This is a genomic window from Ruegeria sp. YTSA144, assembly GCF_059610125.1.
This window is the reverse complement of the sequence record NZ_JBXWNA010000008.1, coordinates 21318-40026: the sequence shown is the minus strand read 5'-3', so window position 1 is coordinate 40026 and position 18709 is coordinate 21318. Positions and strand designations below refer to the sequence as shown.

Below are 18709 nucleotides of genomic sequence, written 5' to 3'. Positions count from 1 at the left end.
TCAGTCCGGAGGCGCCCACGTGACACGATTTTTTCAAGCAGTAACACATGCCTACGCCGAGGCTTGGGCCCGGCGCCGTGTCTTTGTGCCAATCTACATCGCTGTGCGCTTGCTGTTGGTGGCGCTGATCGCGCCGGGTGTGGCCGTGGCCGTCAATCTGGCGGTCTCTCTGTCTAATCAGACCGCTCTGACCGATCAGGACATTGCGATGTTCCTGCTGTCTCCTGCCGGGTTCATCGCGGGTGTCACGGTGCTCAGTCTGTTCTTGCTGGCCGAGGTGCTTGTGTTCGCGGTCATGGCCGGGTCCTTGCGTATGGGGGAAGGCGACCCCTGGCGCGCAGGAAGCGCGGCGCTGGCACTGAACCTGTCCCGCTTTCCGGCGCTGTTCGGGTTTGCCGTTCGTTTCATCCTGCGCGTTCTGCTGCTTGCCTTGCCGTTTGTGGCCATCGCGGGGTTGATCGCGTGGTGGACGCTGACGGAATATGACATCAATTATTACCTGACATTCCACCCTCCGGCCTTTCAGGTGGCTGTGGTTCTGATCGGGCTTGTCGGTCTCGCGTTGGCATGGGTGTTGATCCGCCGTCTGTCCGGGTGGGCGCTGGCGCTGCATCTGGTTCTGTTTGAAGGGGCCTCACCACGCGGAGCATTCGCCAAAAGCGAACAAAAGATGGAAGGCAAGCGCGGGCGCTTGAAGATCGAGCTTGCCCTTTGGCTGGGACTGCGGCTTGTGATTGCGGCTTTGATTGCGGCGGTGGCCAGTCTGTTGTTTGCGGTTGTGCCGGTGCAGGAAGGCGGCAGTCTCAGACTGGCATTGATCCTCAGCCTGATCATCGCGGGGCTTTGGTCCTTGGCGGGATTGGTTCTGGCGGCAACGGCGCTGGGCGCGCTGGCGGTCTTGCTGGACGCGTTTTTCGAAGCCGAGGCAAAAGAAGTTCCCCATCCCGAACCCCGAAGGATCCGCGTACCGGTTCTTGTGACTGTCGCAGCGGCCCTTGCGGCATTGGGCATTGGTCTTTGGTTTGGCCAAAGCCTGCTGGAACGGGTGCAGGCGCCGGATCATGCCGAGGTCATCGGTCACCGGGGCGCTGCGGCTTTGCGACCGGAAAATACAATGGCCTCGGTTCTGAAAGCGATCGAGGATGGTGCGGACTGGGTTGAGATAGACGTTCAGGAAACGGCGGATGATGTGGTTGTCGTGGCCCATGACAGCGATTTCATGAAGTTGGCCGGCGTCAACCTGAAGGTCTGGGATGCGACGATGCAGGATGTGGCTGATATCGACATTGGAAGCTGGTTCGGGCCGGAATACGCCGCAGAGCGGACCCCGACCCTGCGAGAGGTTCTGGAAGCGGCCAGGGGCAAGTCCAAGGTCCTTATCGAGCTGAAATACTATGGTCACGACGTCGATCTGGAAAACCGGGTGATCGGCCTTGTCGAAGAGCTTGGGATGCAGAACGACGTTGCCACCATGTCGCTGAAATACCCGGCCGTGCAAAAGATGGAAAAGGTGCGGCCCGACTGGCGCTCTGGTGTGTTGGCGGCCACGGCCATTGGGGATCTGTCGGGGCTGGAAGGCGAATTTGTCGCCGTCAATGCAGGCATGGTGACACCCGGGCTGATCCGCAAGGTGCAGGACGCCGGCAAGGATATCTACGTCTGGACGGTGAATGATCCGTTGCAGATGTCCAGAATGGCCTCGATGGGGGTGGATGGTCTGATCACTGACCGTCCGGCCATGGCCAATGAGGTTTTGCGTGTACGCGCTGAAATGGGGCCGGGCGAGCGGCTGTTGCTGTGGCTGGCCACTACGTTCGGATTGCGGGTCGATACAGAGGCGATGCGCGATGAAAGCCCTTGAACTGGCGCTGATTCTGGCCATGCTGCCGCTGTCGGCATGGGCGCAGGATCTGATGCGCGGAATTGAAATGCCGGGCCACCGCGCCCTGATCGAGCAAAGCGAGGGCGCCGAACTGACGTCGTTTGAAACCGATGGCTGTTCGGGCGGGTTGTCAGCCAGTTGGCGCTGGGTGGCAAAGCAGTTCCCACAAGTCGGCGAGCTATACGAAGAACACCCCCCGTGGGAGTACTGCTGCGTGACCCATGACCGGGCTTATCACAATGCAGGAGGAGCGGAGACGGCCGAGGAAAGCTTTGACGCACGTCTGGCTGCGGATGACGCCTTGCACGCCTGTGTGGTAGAGCACGGAGACCGTCATGCAGAAGATTATGCCGACCGGTACGACATGACACCTGACCAGATTCGCAGCGTGCACGCGATAACTGCGGATGCAATGTATGGGGCGGTGCGATTCGGTGGCGGGCCGTGCAGCGGCCTGCCCTGGCGGTGGGGTTTCGGGTATCCAGGCTGCTCGGTTCTCAAGTAAGCGCATCTTGCGTGTGAAAGACGTGGTGACAGGCGTTGTGTTTTCCATTATCCAACAGATCAAACACGCGAATTGGGAATCTGAGACTCATGGCTGAATACAAGCACGGCGAAATGGACATCACGGTCCAAACCAAGACATTCAACGGTTTCATCAAAGCCACCACGTGGTGTGTGGTCGCCATTGCCTTTCTGTGCCTGTTCCTGGCGGTATTCGCCTCCTAATCGTTTCGGGGGCTGACTTGCTCAGGATATTGATTGCCTGCTTGCTGGCAGCGACAGTGGCGGGTTGCGCCAATTCAAGCCGTCCGCAGGCGGATCGGAACGAAATCGTGTCCCGGTCCTACCGTGATCCGGGGCCATCGACGCTGACGCTGTACACGATGATCAGCACTCGCACCGGATCGGGCGCACATACGTCGCTGATGATTTCGGGCAGCGAGCGGGTGATCTTTGACCCTGCCGGTTCGTTCCGGGCGGATGTGGTTCCGGTGAAGGATGATGTGCTTTACGGCATTACCCCGGCGGTCGAGCGGGCCTATCGCAGCTCGCACGCGCGCGAGACGCATTATGCCCGCATACAGACCATCCAGGTGAGCCCGCAACAGGCTGAAATCGCCTTGCAACTGGCAAAGCAATCCGGTCCGGTGGCTGGCGCGTTCTGCACCAATGCGACATCGCAACTTTTGAAACAGGTGCCGGGGTTCGAGCAGATCGATGTGACGTTCTATCCGGTGAAATTGTCGGAACAGTTCGCACAGATTCCGGGCGTCGTGACCGAAGAATACCGGGAAAATGACGATGCGGATCTGCAAAAAGGTTTGGCGGCAAACAATGCGCGTCTCAACCAGCTGAACGCTTCCTCAACTCAGTAGATACAGCAGACCATAGAGCGTGGCGGCCCCGGAAAAGATGGCCGCCAGCACGTTTTTGCTGATCACTCCCACCACCAGGGCAACAGCCGCCGCCGACATGCGGGGCAGATCGGGCTGTCCTTCGGTGGCCGATGGCCAGACAACAAGCGGTGCGATCAATGCAGGAAGGATGGCCACCGCTGTATATCGCAGGTGACGCAGCAGCCAGGGCGGCATCGGGCGATCACCTACAAAACCGATAAAAACAAAGCGCAGCGCATAGCTGCCGATGGCAAGCCCGATGATAATGGCCCAGATGGTGACGGAATCCGGCTGCGTCATGACTGCGTCTTTCCACGTTCGAGGATCAGTTCCGCTTGCGCTCCGGCAATCATTCCAGCGCATCCGGCAATCAACAGACCCAGATTGAACGGGATTGCGACGGTCAGCAACGATACCGTGATGGCCACAAGGGCCGCGACCACATGTGCAAAGGTCCGCATCATCGGCCCTATCATGGCCAGAAAGGTGATAGGCAGGGCAAAATCCAGCGCCCAGCTTTCCGGTATTTGCGCACCCAGCACTGCGCCCAGATACGTACCCAGAATCCAGAGCGGTGTGATCGGCGTGACAGAGCCCACGAAATAGGCCATGCGTTGCGGCACTGACAGGTCGGGCTCTTTCTCGAACCGCACGATGGAGCAGGCATAAGATTGATCCACGGTCAGATATGCCGCAAAGGCACGCTGCCACATGGGCGCGGAACCCAGGTAAGGTGTCAGCGATGCGGAATACATCGCCATGCGCAGATTCACCGCCAGCGCCGAGATTATGATGATCACGGTCGGGGTGTTGTCCTGCAAAAGTTGCAGGGCCGCGAACTGCGCTGCTCCGGCAAAAACGGTCGATGTAAAGGCCATCGTCTGGACAAGGGTCAGCCCGGCTTCGGTTGCGAAAACACCGAACAGAAGGCCAAAGGGCACGGCGACGAAGATAAACGGCGTCCCGTCCCGAAAACCTTTCCAGAAGTATGACTTGGATGTGGCAGAGGCCATGTCTAAATCCTATGGTGATGTGTGCAGCAGTAACTGTCTTGGGAAGGGGTTGCAATTGGCCACGGAATTCGATCTGTCGGACTATCTTATCGCCCCTGATCCGGGCGCGACACGCCTGACCCGCGCGGTCGAGGGCGTGGACCAGAACGGTGAAATCAGCCAGATTTCGGTGGTTGAAGAGCGCCCGCTGACCATATTCCTCAATTCGCAGGAAATCGTGACGGCGATGACGATTGGCGATTACCCCGAATACCTGGCGCTGGGCTTTCTGCGCAATCAGGGGATGCTGCTGGCGGATGACGAAATCACGCGCGTGGAATATGACGACGATCTTGAAACTGTGATTGTCCGCACCGCGCGCCAGACGTCTTACGAGGACAAGCTGAAGAAAAAGACCCGCACCAGCGGGTGTGCCGTAGGTACGGTGTTTGGCGACATGATGGAAGGTCTTGAAGACGTGCAATTGCCGCAGGTTCAGGTGCGGACGTCGTGGCTGTACGACCTGGCGTCCAAAATCAACCGCACTCCGTCGCTGTACCTCGAGGCCGGGGCAATCCACGGCACTGTTTTGTGCCGCGAAAACCGCCCGCTGGTATATATGGAAGACGTGGGCCGTCATAACGCCGTCGACAAGATTGCAGGCTGGATGTTGTCCGAGAATGAGGCGGCGGAGGACAAGATCCTCTATACCACCGGTCGCCTGACATCCGAGATGGTGATCAAAACGGCGATGATGGGAATCCCGGTTTTGGCCTCCCGCTCGGGCTTCACCGCATGGGGTGTCGAGATCGCGCGCGAGGTCGGGCTGACGCTGATCGGGCGGATGCGCGGGCAGCGCTTTGTCTGCCTGTCGGGCGACGACCGCCTGCTGCGCGACGTGGACCCGTCAACCGTTGCTGTCGAAGACAGGAAACACCGCCGGAAAAGTGCAGGATGATTTTGGAAACCCTTAGACCCTTTTTCCTGTTTGTTGTGACGGTCGGTATCTTGCCGCTGAGCATTCTTGCTGCGCGAAACTACGCACGCAGCAAACGGACAATCGTAGACGGCATGGCACGGTTGGACGAGGAAACTCTGGATCGATTGGGATGGGAAGCAAGAGACTATATCGGCACATTTGACCTGTTTGCCCCATTCCGGATGGGGTGGACGGCTTGGGGATTGGCGGTGCAAAAACAAAGCGCCGTATTGCAACGTATCCTCCTTCAAGGTTTACCGGACTCAGTTGTATTACCCGACGAGATCCGACGATCACTCCGCAGGTATCGGTGCTATTTCTGGTCGTTTTTCGCGCCAGTGGCGGTTTTGGTGCTCTTTTTCGCTTTCATTCGCTTGAGCCATGTCTTGGCCGGTTTTTCCGGACTTCCTTTGAGCCTGTGTTTCATCTTGCTGGGTGCGGGCAGCGGGGTTTGGATTTTCACACCGCTGGAGAAATTTCGAAAATGGCCGGACATCGAGGACCCATCATGACCAAACCGCTTGGCGTCATTCTCGCAGGCGGGCAGGCCACCCGTATGGGCGGCGGCGACAAGGGCCTGTTGCAGATCGGGGGGCAGAGCCTGCTGTCTCATGTGATCAACCGGCTTGTGCCACAGGTCGATGGGCTGGCGCTGAACGCCAATGGCGACCCTGGGCGGTTCGCTGATCTGGGCCTGCCCGTCCTGCCTGATACGATCGAAGGGTTCGCCGGGCCTCTGGCCGGTGTGCTGGCCGGGCTCGACTGGGCGGCAGAGCAGGGGGCGGACAGCATCGTGACAGCTGCCGCGGACACGCCATTCTTCCCGCGCGATCTGGTGGCGCGACTGACGCAGGCTGCGGAAGGGCAGGTACACCCATTGGTCTTGGCCACCACGCCGCGTACGGGTGACGAGGCGCTGAAATCCGGTGGCGGCAAGCGGGTCAACCGACACCCGACATTCGGGCTTTGGCCCGTTGCGCTGCGCGATGATCTGCGGGCGGCGCTGATGGACGGGTTGCGCAAGGTGGTGCTGTGGACCGACAAACATGACGGGCGCGAGGCTTTGTTCAGCGCCGACCCGTTCGATCCTTTCTTCAACGTCAACACGCCTGAAGATCTGGATCGCGCCCGAACCTTGTTGGAGCAGGCATGAGGGTTTACGGCGTCACGGGCTGGAAGAATGCCGGCAAAACCGGGCTGATGGAACGGCTGGTGGCCGAGATCACAGGCCGGGGATTCGCGGTCTCTACGGTCAAGCACGCGCATCACAGCGTCGATGTGGATCAGCCGGGCACCGACAGTCACCGGCACCGCGTGGCAGGGGCCAGCGAGGTATTGCTTGCCTCGGGGCAACGTATTGCTTTGATGCAGGAATTGCGGGGCGCGCCTGAACCGCCGCTGGCCGAGCTGCTGGCGCGGCTCTCGCCGGTCGATCTGGTGTTGGTCGAAGGGTTCAAGCGCGAGGACCACCCCAAGATCGAAGCGTATCGCGCAGCGGCGGGCAATGCGCTGATGGCACCGGGAAACGGCACCATCCGCGCGGTGGCCAGCGACACCGCGCTGGATCTGGACCGCCCGGTCTATGATCTGGATGATACCGCCGGGATTGCTGACTTCATCCTGAAAGAGGTCGGATTGTGAGCCAGTTCCAGACCTTTGCAATGGTGGATTGGTCTGGCGGAAACGACACCGGACCGACCCGGCGCAAGGATGCGATCTGGGCCTGCATTGTACGTAATGGAAAAGCGCTTGACCCCAAATACCTGCGTAACAGGCTGGTTGCAGAGCAATGGTTGGATGCTCTGATCCACGCCGAACTGATGGCCGGTCGCCGTCTGCTTCTTGGGTTCGATTTTCCTTTTGGATATCCATGCGGCTTCGCGCGGGCGATGACCGGAACGGACGATCCGCTGGCGTTGTGGGATTGGTTCGACCAACATATCGAGGATTCCCCGAAGGCCAACAACCGCTTTGATCTGGCGGGTCGGATCAACCTTCAGTTTGGCGGCCGTGGCCCGTTCTGGATGAATGGACTGCGCCGAGATATTGACGGCCTGCCACGCACCAAATCGGACTATTCCAACCCGTTCCCGAACCGTCGTGCCGTGGAGACTTTGGCAAAGGGCAGTTTCACCTGCTGGCAGATGGCGGGTGCGGGTGCAGTGGGCGGGCAGGTGATGATGGGCCTTCCGGTTCTGAACCGGCTTCGCCATCGGTTTGCCGGGCAAATCTCGGTCTGGCCGTTCGAACCGCTGGATAAACCAGTCGCCTTCGTGGAAATCTGGCCGTCTCTGACCTTGGGCGCGCCTCCGGAAGGGCGGATCAAAGATGAATGGCAGGTTGAACAGGTCGCCTTGACTCTGTCGGGTTTGACAGAGCAGGAGTTGGATGCGCAATTGAACGTCTCAGCGGCAGAGGAAGGTTGGATATTGGGTGTGCCTCAGGACAAGCCGAACATAGCCCCGCCCCCGTTGCGGAACGATTGTTTTGCCTTGCCCGCCGGGGTCAACTGGACACCGGTGGATGAGGCGCTGGCCTATTTGCGTGACAGGCTGCACCCGATTACCGCATCTGAGACGATGGCGCTGACCAAGGCGTGCGGGCGCGTTCTGGCCGGGGATGTGGTCGCACGACGTTCGAACCCGCCGCTTCCCAATACGGCCGTGGATGGGTACGGGTTTGCCGGTCCCGCCCCAGATGGCCCGCAGATCATGCCATTGATTGACGGGCGCGCGGCGGCAGGGATCCCGTTCGACGGTGACGTGCCTGAAGGCCGTGCCTTGCGCGTGCTGACGGGGGCGGCGCTGCCTGCCGGTGTCGACACGGTCATTCTGGAAGAGGATGTCACGGTCAAGGACGGCCACATTGCCTTCCACGGCCCGCTGAAAAAAGGCGCCAACACACGGCGCGCGGGAGAAGATGTGGCCGCAGGCGATATCGCTCTTTCTGCCGGGCGCAGGCTGACCCCCGCCGATCTTGCGCTGCTGTCTGCCGTGGGGATCGCCGAAGTCAACGTGCGCAAACCGCTTCGCGTGGCCGTGGTCTCTACGGGTGATGAATTGGTCGAAGCCGGAGAGCGCGCAGGTCCGGGTCAGATTTTTGACGCCAACCGCCCGATGCTGCTGTCCTTGATCGACCGTATGGGCTTCGTGCCCGTGGACATGGGGCGTGTTTCGGATGATCGCGACGCCTTGCGGGATCGATTGGACCAGTCCGCAGAACGGGCTGATGTGGTTTTGACCAGCGGTGGCGCGTCAGCCGGTGACGAAGACCATGTTTCGGCCCTGTTGCGTCAGGCCGGGGCGATGCAGCACTGGCGCATTGCGTTGAAACCCGGGCGGCCGCTGGCTTTGGGTTTGTGGTCCGGCGTGCCGGTGTTCGGCCTGCCCGGAAACCCGGTTGCCGCCATGGTCTGTACACTGATCTTCGCGCGTCCGGCCTTGGGGTTGATGTCCGGTGAAGGCTGGGCTGAACCGCAAGGTTTCGAAGTGCCTGCCGCCTTTGAAAAGCGCAAGAAGCCCGGTCGTCGGGAATATCTGCGTGCCAGAATGCGGGATGGGCGGGCCGAGGTCTTCCACTCGGAAGGGTCAGGCCGGATCAGTGGCCTCAGCTGGGCTGAAGGGTTGGTTGAAATCGAAGATGGTGCGCGCCATGTCAAACCGGGCGATATGGTCCGGTTCCTTCCTTATGGAAGTTTCGGCGTGTGACGGTCACGATTTCACGAGGATTCGCCGATCAGGAACGCGCGCAGGCGGCGGCACTGTTCTGGCAGGCATTTGCGGCCAAGCTGGGCAAAGTCATGGGGCCGGACGAAAAAGGATTGGCTTTCTTTGAAATCGCATTGAACCCGGATTTCGCGCTGGTTGCGCGGGATGAAACAGGGCGGATGCTGGGCCTGGCAGGATTCAAGACGCGCGATGGAGCCTTTTCAGGGGGCAGCATGTCCGACCTTGCGCGGGTTTATGGATGGTTCGGGGCGATCTGGCGCGCCTTGGTTCTGAGCGTGCTGGAGCGCGAGCTGAAACCGGGCGTGTTCCAGATGGACGGTATTTTTGTCGCCGCCGAGGCGCGCGGCAAAGGAGTGGGCACGGCATTGCTGAACGCCATCAAGTCCGAGGCCCGCAACCGCAACATGTCAGAGGTTCAGCTTGATGTCATCGACACAAACCCCCGCGCCCGCAGCTTGTACGAACGCGAGGGGTTCCAGCCCCTGGGTCAAGAAAAAACCGGACCACTGAAGTATCTGTTCAATTTCCGCAGCGCGACCAAAATGTCGTGGGTTGTCGGGCCGGATTAATCAAACGTGCCTGCCACGCGGCCCAGCAACATGAATGCGCGTGCCGTTCGGGTTTCACCCAATTCACTCAGTTCCGCATCGCTGGCCGTGGGTTCGAACTCGGCTATCATCTTGTCAAACCGACGCAGGAAATGGTGCGCGGCGTCGCGGAAAATCGGGTCCTGCTTCATTCGGGCCGCTGTCAGCGCCAATGAAGATCTGTCGCGCACACCCCCCAGCGCCGCCACGGCGCGCCCGCGTGTGCCTTGGGCGAACTGGCGCCAGATTTCTGGCCGGGCCATGTCGGGGCGCAGGTCATCCATGTAGATGCCTTCCTGGCTGAGCAGCGTCAGAACATCCTGCGAAGCTTGCACAAGCTTTGCCGTCTTGCGGTCCTTCAATGCAACACGCAGCGCATTGAACCCCTCGGTGTCATCCTGCGTTTCGGGGAAATTCAGGGCACGGATGAAAACCTCGGTACTCAGTGGTGGTGTGATCTCTTCCGCAGGTGTGCCCAGTTCCAACGAGGTCTGGTCTCCCTGAGCGGAAGGCTGCGAGGCCGCGGCAGAGCGCGCTGTGCGTGTGGTCGAGAACGTTGCCAAGGCGTCTTCGGTTTTCCGTGTGGCCGCAGCGATTTCATCCAGCTTTTTGGTCACCGCAGGTTCATAAGTGCTGGAGGCGCGCTGCTGCTGCGCCACATAGGCCTGCCGGATCGCGTCGATTGCCGTTTGCAGGCGTTCACTTTCCTCTCGCATCACCCGACTGGCACGCATCGCAGTGGCCGCAACCCAGATCATCGCCACAGGCATGAATACAGCCAGAAAGGTGACGACGAGGCCACCGTTCTGCCCCTGACCAGGCAGCACGAGAAAGACGACCGACACCACCAGCCAGATCAGGCTGAGCACAAGTGCGGCAATCTCGATTTCGGTGACAGCCGGAGTCTTCGGGCGATCATAGATGCCCAGCGACGTCGGCTTTTCGGTTTCCGGGTCAGGTTTTGGCCCCGACATTACATGCGCTCCGGTCAGGCGTACTCGATACTCAGGATTTCGTAAGAGCGCACGCCGCCGGGTGTGCGCACTTCGACGCTGTCCCCTTCATCTTTGCCGATCAGGGCGCGGGCGATGGGGGATTTGATGTTCAGCAGGCCGTTTTCGATATTGGCCTCGTATTCACCAACGATCTGCCAGGTCTTTTCTTCATCGGTATCTTCGTCGACCAATGTGACTTTTGCGCCAAACTTGACCGCGCCCGACAGTTTTGCCGGGTCGATGACATCGGCCAGCGACAGGATACCTTCCAGTTCCTTGATGCGACCTTCGATGAAACCCTGTTTTTCACGGGCAGAATGGTATTCGGCGTTTTCCTTCAGGTCGCCCAGCTCGCGCGCCGAGGCGATGGCTTCGATGATCGCCGGGCGTTCAACGGATTTGAGGTTCTTCAGCTCCGCCTCGAGCGCGGCATTGCCCGCAGGCGTCATCGGGATCTTTTCCATACTCTCTACGTCCACGCATAAATTGAGTAGCCCCGCCGCACAGGAGCGTCGGGGCGAATGTTAGATTGGCAGTTACCTGACCCAAATGCCACGTGAATTGCAAGAGGTGACAGCGTCAGCAGCGATCAATTCGCGACTTCGCGCCGTTTTGATTTGGGGTGGGGCCTGTGCCGATGATCGGGATGCCGCGACCTGCGCCAACGCTGCGATGGGGTGCAAAGCCAAATCATCTCAATCATATTGCACCACTTCGAACTCGATCCCGTTGTCATCGCGGAAATAGAACCGGCGCCCTGGTTCGTAATCGGCGTGGTTGTGGGGCTCGAATCCCGCCTTGCGAACCTTGTCTTCGGTGGCATCTATGTCTTCGACCAGAACACCGACATGGTTCAGCCCGCCGATCACATCATAGCTGCTTTCATCCGACTGTTTCGGGTCGTCAGGTTTGTACAGCGCCAGATACGTATGGGCCGAGCCGACATGCACAGTGTATCCACCGGCAATTGCAGGGCCTTCCCAACGGGTTTTCCAGCCAAAGACCTTTTGCATCCAACCGGCCGAGGCCTGCGGGTCGCGGACAGTGAAATTGGTGTGTTCAAGCGTCGCCATCATGGGATCTCCTGTGTTTTTTGGCTTGTCCCGACTCAGCGTAATTTCTAAACCTAACTTTAGGTCAAGGTATTTCTCGTGAGGGTTTGATGGTGGTATCAGAGGGGCTGGCGATTGGCGCATTGGCCCGGCGCACAGGTCTGGCCGTTTCGGCCATCCGGTACTACGAAGCGCAGGGTTTGATTTCGCCCTGGCGCAACGCGGGCGGGCAGCGACGTTACCAACGGGCCGATATTCGGCGGCTGAGCTTTGTGATGATTGCGCAGCAGTTCGGCCTGACCCTGCCTGAAATCCGGCAGGTGTTGTCGGGCCTGCCCGGAAACCGCACGCCGACGCCTCAGGACTGGAAGGCGATCAGCGTACAGCTGAGGGCCCATCTGGATCAGCGAATCGACACCCTGACGCGGTTGCGCGACAATCTGGATGGCTGCATCGGATGCGGGTGTCTGAGCCTGCCGAAATGCGCGCTTTACAACCCCGATGACCGGGCAAAATCGCATGGTAGCGGTCCCAGATACCTGATGGGGGACACACCGGAAGGTTGATGTGTCGAATAGCGCCCTTGTTACGCCGTGTTTCGATTGACCAATGTCTTTGTGACCATGTAATCAGCCGTGAAACAAAATTGCGCAGATCATGCGGTGACAGCGCCAATTCGGAAAGTTAGCTAAGGAGCCCGCGATGGCCGAGATTGAACGCGAAGCGATGGAATATGACGTGGTGATCGTGGGTGCAGGTCCTGCGGGCCTGTCTGCGGCCATCCGTCTGAAACAGCTGGATGCCGACCTGAACGTAGTGGTTCTGGAAAAAGGTTCGGAGGTTGGCGCGCATATCCTGTCAGGCGCGGTTCTCGACCCCTGTGGTCTGGATGCTCTGATACCGGACTGGAAGGAAAAAGGCGCGCCGCTGAATGTGCCCGTGAAAGACGACAAGTTCTACATGCTGGGTGAGGCGGGTCAGGTCCGTATCCCGAACTTCCCGATGCCGCCCCTGATGCACAACCACGGCAACTACATCGTTTCGATGGGCAATGTCTGCCGCTGGATGGCGGAACAGGCCGAAGAACTGGGTGTCGAGATCTTCCCGGGCATGGCGTGCTCGGAAATGGTCTATGGCGAAAATGGCGAGGTCAAAGGCGTTGTTGCCGGTGTCTTCGGTCTGGAACCAGACGGTTCCTATGGCCCCAACACCGAACCGGGGATGGAGCTGCACGGCAAATATGTCTTCCTGTCGGAAGGTGTCCGTGGGTCGCTGTCCAAGGAAGTGATTGCCAAATACGATCTGTCTGCCGGCAAAGAGCCGCAGAAATACGGTGTCGGCATGAAAGAGATCTGGGAGATCGACCCTGCCAAGCACAAGGAAGGCAGCGTGACGCACACGATGGGCTGGCCGTTGGGCAGCAACGCTGGCGGCGGGTCCTTCATTTATCACCTTGAAAACAATCAGGTTTACGTCGGATTCGTGGTTCACCTGAACTACAAGAACCCGCACCTGTACCCCTATATGGAGTTCCAGCGGTTCAAGCACCACCCGATGGTGGCCGATCTGCTGAAAGGCGGCAAGCGCGTGGCCTACGGCGCCCGCGCGATTACGGAAGGCGGCTATCAGTCGATGCCAAAACTGGTTGCTCCGGGCGTGGCGCTGTTGGGCTGTTCGGCGGGCATGGTCAACGTGCCGCGCATCAAAGGCAACCACAACGCGATGCTGTCGGGCAAAGCTGCGGCCGAAGCTGCTTATGACGCCATCAAGGCCGAGCGTTCGGGCGATGAACTGACGGTTTACGAGACCGAAGTTCGCAATGGCGCGATTGGTTCCGACCTGAAAAAGGTTCGCAATGTCAAGCCGATGTGGTCGAAGTGGGGCCTGACCGCCAGCCTGATGTTGGGTGGTCTGGACATGTGGACCAACACGCTGGGCTTTTCGCTGTTCGGCACGCTGGGTCACGGCAAGAACGACGCGGAATCGACCGAGGATGCCAGCAAGCACCAGCCAATCGATTACCCAAAGCCGGATGGAACGCTGTCCTTCGATCGTCTGACGAATGTCTCGTTCGCAGCGACGAACCACGAGGAAAGCCAGCCCTGCCACCTGCGTCTGGCCGATCCGGAAATCCCCGTGAAGGTCAACCTGCCGAAATACGATGAGCCGGCGCAGCGGTATTGCCCGGCCGGTGTTTATGAAGTGGTCGAGGATGAGAGCGGTCCGCGATTCGTCATCAACTTCCAGAACTGCGTTCATTGCAAAACCTGCGACATCAAGGATCCCAGCCAGAACATCACCTGGACCACACCGCAGGGCGGCGACGGTCCAAACTATCCGAACATGTAAGCAAAAAACGGGCAATGGCGGCGCTGTGAAGGCTCTGCCATTGCCTCTTGCCTGCCGAAGCCCTAGCTTACCCCTCAGTCAACGATAGCAAGGCAGGATTTCGGTGTTTTCCCTGGTTCGTCGCGCGGCTTTGTCCGTGCTGTTCATGTCGTCGGTCGCAGTTCCGGCCTATTCGGAAACGGGTGCCGGGTCATATCTGGCCGGGCGGCAGGCGATTTACGAAAACGACTATTCTGCCGCTGAAAGGTACTACGCTCAGGCCCTCAGGTTTGATCCCCAAAATGCGCTGTTGCAGGAAAGTGTTGTCGTCGCGCGCATCGCTTTGGGGGAAGTGGCGCGCGCGCTGCCGATCGCCCAGCAGATCGAAGAAGCCAACCTGCCCAGCCAGGCTGCGCGTATGGTGATTTCGGCCAATCTGATCGCCGATGGGAAATTTGACGACCTGCTGGCCCGTGACCCTGAAACACAGGGAGTTGGCCCCCTTGTTGACGGCCTGATGATCGCCTGGGCCCATCTGGGACAGGGTGAGATGACGAAAGCGATGGAACAGTTCGATTCCGTCGCCACACAGGATGGTCTCAGGGAATTCGCGCTTTACCACAAGGCGATGGCTTTGGCGTCTATCGGTGATTTCGAAGGCGCCGAGGCGATACTTGCGGACAATGATGGAACGGTTGCCCGGTTCTCTCGTCGTGCCGCCTTGGCCCGCACCGAGATTCTGTCACAGCTGGATCGCAACGAAGACGCCATTCAGTTTCTGGACAATGTTTTTGTGGCGGGCAGTGACCCGACCATCGAGGCGTATTTGAAACAGTTGGCGGCGGGCGAAACATTGCCGTTCACTCATGTCCGATCCGCTCAGGACGGCATGGCCGAGATTTTTTTCACCGTCGGTGCCGCGTTGAACAGCGAAGCTTCGCCCGATTACGTTCTGCTTTACGCACGCCTGGCCAGTTTCCTGCGCCCCGATCATGTGGATGCCATTTTGCTGAGTGCGGACCTGCTGGATAACTTGCAGCAATATGATTTGGCGGTTGAAGCGTACCGCCTGGTCCCGGCGGACAGCAACGATCACCATGCAGCCGAATTGGGCCGGGCCGAAGTTCTGGACCGTTCGGGAAAAACCGATGCGGCCGTCGAGGTGTTGCAAAACCTGGCTGCGCAGGACCCTGATTTTCCGGGCGTGCATGTCGCTTTGGCAGACTTGCAGCGCCGACAGGAAAATTATGCCGCTGCCGTGGCCTCTTATGACACTGCGATCGCCCTGACGGACAGCGCGGCGGGTGGGAATTGGTTCCTGCATTACGCGCGAGGAATCAGCCATGAAAGGTTGAAGCACTGGGATCAGGCCGAAGCTGATTTCCGCCGGGCGCTGGAGCTGAACCCGGATCAGCCCCAGGTTCTGAATTACCTGGGGTATTCGCTGGTAGAGCGCAAGGAAAAGCTGGACGAAGCATTGGACATGATCGAGCGCGCCGTAGCTGCGCGTCCGGACAGTGGCTATATCGTGGACAGTCTGGGCTGGGTTCTGTTCCGTCTGGGGCGTTACGACGAGGCCGTCGAACATATGGAACGTGCAGTTGAGCTGATGCCGGTGGATCCAGTGGTCAACGATCATCTGGGTGACGTCTATTGGGCTGTAGGGCGCGCGCGCGAGGCCGAGTTCCAGTGGCGTCGCGCCCTATCCTTTATCGATCCGGAAGACACGGACGGCGAAGCCGACCCGGATCGGATCCGGCGCAAGATCGAAGTCGGGCTGGATGCCGTTCTGGCCGAAGAAGGTTCGGAGCCATTGAAAGTCGCCAATGGAAATTAAGGCGTTTGCGCCCGCCAAGATCAACCTGACCCTTCATGTAACCGGCCGTCGAGACGACGGCTATCACCTGTTGGATTCGCTGGTTGTATTCGCCGATCTGGGTGATCGGCTGACATTCAGCCCCGGCCCCGAGTTGTCCATGGACGTGCGCGGCGAGTTTGCCGGCGGAGTCCCCACGGACAGCCGAAATCTGGTCTGGAGGGCGGCAGAAGCTGTCGGTTGGACCGGTCATATTCAACTGACCAAGTCCTTGCCCCATGGGGCGGGCATTGGTGGAGGGTCGTCTGATGCTGCGGCCACGCTTGGGGCCCTGGCAGATCAGGGCTACGACCTCCCGCAGGGCCTGCCGTTGTCATTGGGGGCGGATGTCCCCGTCTGCCTGGAAGGTCGGGCGATCAGAATGCAGGGCATTGGTGATCGTTTGACGGCGGTGAACCTTCCGCGCCTGCCCGCCCTTTTGGTCAACCCGAATGCACTGGTGCCCACCGGTGCCGTTTTCAACGCGCTGGCGATCAGAGACAATCCGCCAATGCCTGAAATCACGCCTGAGTTTGACAATGCCGATGAGTGCGCCCAGTGGCTGCGCAATCAAGGCAACGATCTGGAACTGCCCGCCATGAACGTCGCACCTGAGATTGAACAGGTGTTGGACGAGTTGAAGATGACCAATCGCGCGCTCGTGGTGCGCATGTCAGGGTCAGGATCAACCTGTTTTGCGCTGTATCCGACGATGAAAGACGCGCATTTTGCCGCCTATGAGGTCGGCGCAGCCCATCCTGATTGGTGGTGCCGCGCCACGCAGCTCAATTGAGACGTGAAACCACGTAATCGGCCAATTCGCGTAGCAGACCGCGAATTTCGTGGTCAGGCAATACATCCAAAGCGGCTTTGGCCTTGTTTGCCCAACCCAAGGCGTCTTGCCGGGTTTCTTCCAGCGTGGCGTATTTGTTCATCAGACCCAGCGCCTGATCCAGATCCCCGTCCTGTTGGCGGCCTTTTTCGATCGTGCGCTCCCAGAAGGCGCGTTCTTCCGGCGTGGACTGCGCCACGGCTTTGATGACGGGCAGGGTCAGTTTCCGTTCACGGAAGTCATCGCCAACATTCTTCCCGGTCGCTTTGCTGTCGCCCTGATAATCCAGCAGGTCATCGGCAATCTGGAACGCGATCCCCAGGGAATCGCCATAGGCGAAAAGCGCTTTGACCTGCTCTTCCGAGGCGCCTGCGATCACGCCGCCCACTTCGGTCGCGGCTGAAAACAAGGCCGCCGTCTTGCCGCGCACGACCTGAAGATAAACGCTTTCATCCGTACGCAGATCGGTTGCGGCCGTCATTTGCAGCACTTCGCCTTCGGCAATGGTTGCAGAGGCATTGGCCAGGATATCCAGAACCCGAAGCGAGCCCGTTTCCACCATCAATTGGAAACTGCGTGAAAACAGGTAGTCGCCAACCAGAACACTGGATTTGTTGTCCCACAGCAGATTGGCGGTCGGGCGGCCCCGTCGCTGTGCGCTTTCATCCACGACGTCGTCATGCAGCAGGGTGGCGGTGTGGATGAACTCGACCGTCGCCGCAAGGCGCACATGGTGGTCGCCGGAATAGCCAAACAGGCGTGCTGCGGCCAGTGTCAGCATCGGGCGCAGGCGTTTTCCACCGGCTTCGACCAGGTGCTGCGTCACTTCGGGGATACGTGGCGCATGGTCCGACGCCATCCGCGTGCGGATCAGCCCGTTCACGGCCTCCATCTCACCCGCCAGAATTTCAGCGAGACGCTCATGCGGTTTTGAGATCATGTCGACGGTCATCACACTCCTGATACAAGGCTCGACTTTCGCCTCGCCTTGCCCTTACATCCATCCCCATGAAAGAACTGTTGCGCAGTACCGATCCGACGATCCTGGCCTTTGCATCCGCTCTCCTTGAGGGCGAGGATATAGACTGCTTTCAGATGGACGTAAATATGAGCATCCTCGAAGGTGGTATCGGAATATTCCCCCGACGTCTGATGGTTCGGTCCGAAGACCTGACCCGGGCCGAGCGTGTGATGCGCGACAACGAGATCCCGCTGGGCCGATGATGCGCTTCGACGACAATGAATTGACGTGCAACGATTTCCTTGGTGGTCGGGTGCGATTGCTGCAACCTGCGTCAGGTTACCGCGCCGGGGTAGACCCTGTTCTGCTTGCCGCATCCGTCCCTGCAAAGGCCGGGCAAACCGTGCTAGAGCTGGGGTGTGGCGCGGGGGCCGCCATTCTGTGCCTGTCCGCGCGGGTACCGGGGCTGCAATTGGTTGGGATCGAATTGCAACCGGCCTATGCGGATCTGGCCCGCCGCAACTCGGAAATCAACGGCTGTGATCTGGACGTGATCGAGGCTGACCTGAACGCTTTGCCTGATGACCTCCGACAGCGTCACTTTGATCACGTTATCGCGAACCCGCCCTATTACCGTGCAGGGGCGCATAGCCCCGCCAGCGACACAGGGCGGAGCATTGCCCTGGGCGAAGATACGCCGCTGATCGACTGGATCACTGTTGCGGCCAAACGCCTTGCCCCTCGGGGGTTCTTGCACATGATCCAGAAAGCCGACCGTCTTCCCGATATGCTGTCGGCATGTGAGGGGAAACTGGGTTCCATCGAGGTGCTGCCGCTCAGCGCGCGGGCGGGCCGCCAGGCCGAGCTGGTCATCCTGAGCGCCCGCAAAGGGGGACGCGCGGCATTTCGTCTGCATGCGCCTTTGATTCTGCACGCCGGTGAGCGCCACGAAAAGGACGGTGACAGCTATACCGAGGCGGTCTCTGCCGTGCTTCGACAGGCCGCTCCGTTGCCTCGGAACTTGTGCCATCGGCAATGACCAGCCGAATTTGTCGGATTTGTTACAGATTCTGTGCGTCTGCAGCGTGACAGGGTGGAAACGATGTGGTCAAATTCTT

At 59.7% G+C, this 18709-nt stretch carries 22 protein-coding genes; 16 read left to right on the top strand and 6 right to left on the bottom strand.

All coding sequences use genetic code 11. From position 1 onward, the window contains the following. The first annotated feature begins 19 nt into the window (after positions 1 to 19). From AC2FF8_RS16350 to AC2FF8_RS16335, 4 genes are all read left to right on the top strand, one after another. Positions 20 to 1861 (top strand): glycerophosphodiester phosphodiesterase, encoded by a 1842-nt coding sequence (locus tag AC2FF8_RS16350; protein WP_496880218.1) that lies wholly within the window; start codon positions 20 to 22, stop codon positions 1859 to 1861. Beyond that, complete coding sequence (locus AC2FF8_RS16345; RefSeq protein ID WP_496880217.1) at positions 1848 to 2387, top strand: hypothetical protein; 540 nt, start codon at positions 1848 to 1850, stop codon at positions 2385 to 2387. Before AC2FF8_RS16350 ends, AC2FF8_RS16345 begins: the two co-directional genes overlap by 14 nt. 89 nt (positions 2388 to 2476) lie before the next feature. Continuing rightward, on the top strand, positions 2477 to 2611 hold the full coding sequence (locus AC2FF8_RS16340; protein ID WP_117870443.1) for an aa3-type cytochrome c oxidase subunit IV: 135 nt from the start codon (positions 2477 to 2479) through the stop codon (positions 2609 to 2611). A gap of 17 nt (positions 2612 to 2628) precedes the next feature. Beyond that, complete coding sequence (locus tag AC2FF8_RS16335; RefSeq protein ID WP_170346314.1) at positions 2629 to 3261, top strand: hypothetical protein; 633 nt, start codon at positions 2629 to 2631, stop codon at positions 3259 to 3261. Here AC2FF8_RS16335 and AC2FF8_RS16330 read toward each other — a convergent pair. Beyond that, positions 3250 to 3582, bottom strand: coding sequence for an AzlD domain-containing protein (locus AC2FF8_RS16330; protein ID WP_170346315.1), 333 nt, complete (start codon positions 3580 to 3582; stop codon positions 3250 to 3252). The two genes, AC2FF8_RS16335 and AC2FF8_RS16330, sit on opposite strands and share 12 nt — an antisense overlap. Then, entirely contained in the window at positions 3579 to 4295 is a 717-nt protein-coding gene (locus AC2FF8_RS16325) for an AzlC family ABC transporter permease (protein WP_170346316.1), read from the bottom strand. Before AC2FF8_RS16325 ends, AC2FF8_RS16330 begins: the two co-directional genes overlap by 4 nt. On the opposite strand from AC2FF8_RS16325, the gene AC2FF8_RS16320 reads away from it, so the two are divergent. From AC2FF8_RS16320 to AC2FF8_RS16295, 6 genes are read left to right on the top strand one after another with little or no spacing between them, the layout of a single operon-like run. Beyond that, a complete protein-coding gene (locus tag AC2FF8_RS16320) occupies positions 4294 to 5232 on the top strand; it encodes a formate dehydrogenase accessory sulfurtransferase FdhD (RefSeq protein WP_257599927.1) in 939 nt (312 codons plus the stop codon). The two genes, AC2FF8_RS16325 and AC2FF8_RS16320, sit on opposite strands and share 2 nt — an antisense overlap. Further along, a complete protein-coding gene (locus AC2FF8_RS16315) occupies positions 5229 to 5765 on the top strand; it encodes a hypothetical protein (RefSeq protein ID WP_257599928.1) in 537 nt (178 codons plus the stop codon). Before AC2FF8_RS16320 ends, AC2FF8_RS16315 begins: the two co-directional genes overlap by 4 nt. Beyond that, a complete protein-coding gene (gene mobA, locus AC2FF8_RS16310; protein WP_496880216.1) occupies positions 5762 to 6406 on the top strand; it encodes a molybdenum cofactor guanylyltransferase MobA in 645 nt (214 codons plus the stop codon). Before AC2FF8_RS16315 ends, mobA begins: the two co-directional genes overlap by 4 nt. Next, positions 6403 to 6894: a molybdopterin-guanine dinucleotide biosynthesis protein B gene (gene mobB / locus AC2FF8_RS16305; protein WP_496880215.1), complete on the top strand. Its 492-nt coding sequence runs from the start codon at positions 6403 to 6405 to the stop codon at positions 6892 to 6894. Before mobA ends, mobB begins: the two co-directional genes overlap by 4 nt. Continuing rightward, positions 6891 to 8960 carry a molybdopterin-binding protein gene (locus AC2FF8_RS16300; protein WP_496880214.1) on the top strand — a complete coding sequence of 690 codons (2070 nt, stop codon included), beginning with the start codon at positions 6891 to 6893 and terminating at the stop codon, positions 8958 to 8960. The genes mobB and AC2FF8_RS16300 overlap by 4 nt, the downstream gene beginning before the upstream one ends. Next, entirely contained in the window at positions 8957 to 9550 is a 594-nt protein-coding gene (locus AC2FF8_RS16295; RefSeq protein ID WP_496880213.1) for a GNAT family N-acetyltransferase, read from the top strand. The genes AC2FF8_RS16300 and AC2FF8_RS16295 overlap by 4 nt, the downstream gene beginning before the upstream one ends. On the opposite strand, the gene AC2FF8_RS16290 is transcribed toward AC2FF8_RS16295, so the two are convergent. The 3 genes from AC2FF8_RS16290 to AC2FF8_RS16280 all read right to left on the bottom strand — a co-directional run bounded on the left by AC2FF8_RS16290 (position 9547) and on the right by AC2FF8_RS16280 (position 11639). Then, positions 9547 to 10542, bottom strand: a complete 996-nt coding sequence (locus tag AC2FF8_RS16290; protein ID WP_257599931.1) for a hypothetical protein — start codon at positions 10540 to 10542, stop codon at positions 9547 to 9549. The two genes, AC2FF8_RS16295 and AC2FF8_RS16290, sit on opposite strands and share 4 nt — an antisense overlap. Before the next feature lie 14 nt (positions 10543 to 10556). Further along, a complete protein-coding gene (gene greA / locus AC2FF8_RS16285; RefSeq protein ID WP_170346321.1) occupies positions 10557 to 11027 on the bottom strand; it encodes a transcription elongation factor GreA in 471 nt (156 codons plus the stop codon). A gap of 231 nt (positions 11028 to 11258) precedes the next feature. Then, positions 11259 to 11639: a VOC family protein gene (locus AC2FF8_RS16280; protein ID WP_170346322.1), complete on the bottom strand. Its 381-nt coding sequence runs from the start codon at positions 11637 to 11639 to the stop codon at positions 11259 to 11261. An 86-nt stretch (positions 11640 to 11725) separates the two neighbouring features. Between AC2FF8_RS16280 and soxR the strand changes: the two genes are divergently transcribed. The 4 genes from soxR (at position 11726) to AC2FF8_RS16260 (ending at position 16591) form a co-directional block, all read left to right on the top strand. Continuing rightward, the gene (gene soxR / locus AC2FF8_RS16275; RefSeq protein ID WP_496880212.1) at positions 11726 to 12181 is read left to right on the top strand and encodes a redox-sensitive transcriptional activator SoxR; all 456 of its coding nucleotides are present in this window, start codon (positions 11726 to 11728) and stop codon (positions 12179 to 12181) included. A gap of 136 nt (positions 12182 to 12317) precedes the next feature. Then, positions 12318 to 13964, top strand: coding sequence for an electron transfer flavoprotein-ubiquinone oxidoreductase (locus AC2FF8_RS16270; protein WP_496873778.1), 1647 nt, complete (start codon positions 12318 to 12320; stop codon positions 13962 to 13964). Between the two features lie 145 nt (positions 13965 to 14109). Next, positions 14110 to 15780 carry a tetratricopeptide repeat protein gene (locus AC2FF8_RS16265; protein ID WP_496880272.1) on the top strand — a complete coding sequence of 557 codons (1671 nt, stop codon included), beginning with the start codon at positions 14110 to 14112 and terminating at the stop codon, positions 15778 to 15780. Then, the gene (locus AC2FF8_RS16260) at positions 15770 to 16591 is read left to right on the top strand and encodes a 4-(cytidine 5'-diphospho)-2-C-methyl-D-erythritol kinase (protein WP_496880211.1); all 822 of its coding nucleotides are present in this window, start codon (positions 15770 to 15772) and stop codon (positions 16589 to 16591) included. The genes AC2FF8_RS16265 and AC2FF8_RS16260 overlap by 11 nt, the downstream gene beginning before the upstream one ends. Here AC2FF8_RS16260 and AC2FF8_RS16255 read toward each other — a convergent pair. Continuing rightward, positions 16584 to 17582 (bottom strand): polyprenyl synthetase family protein, encoded by a 999-nt coding sequence (locus AC2FF8_RS16255; RefSeq protein ID WP_257599934.1) that lies wholly within the window; start codon positions 17580 to 17582, stop codon positions 16584 to 16586. The two genes, AC2FF8_RS16260 and AC2FF8_RS16255, sit on opposite strands and share 8 nt — an antisense overlap. Positions 17583 to 17638: 56 nt before the next feature. On the opposite strand from AC2FF8_RS16255, the gene AC2FF8_RS16250 reads away from it, so the two are divergent. Together AC2FF8_RS16250 and AC2FF8_RS16245 are read left to right on the top strand one after the other, a co-directional pair. Then, positions 17639 to 17854, top strand: a complete 216-nt coding sequence (locus tag AC2FF8_RS16250) for a putative signal transducing protein (protein ID WP_152456800.1) — start codon at positions 17639 to 17641, stop codon at positions 17852 to 17854. After that, a complete protein-coding gene (locus tag AC2FF8_RS16245; RefSeq protein ID WP_496880210.1) occupies positions 17851 to 18630 on the top strand; it encodes a tRNA1(Val) (adenine(37)-N6)-methyltransferase in 780 nt (259 codons plus the stop codon). Before AC2FF8_RS16250 ends, AC2FF8_RS16245 begins: the two co-directional genes overlap by 4 nt. Positions 18631 to 18709: the final 79 nt, after the last annotated feature.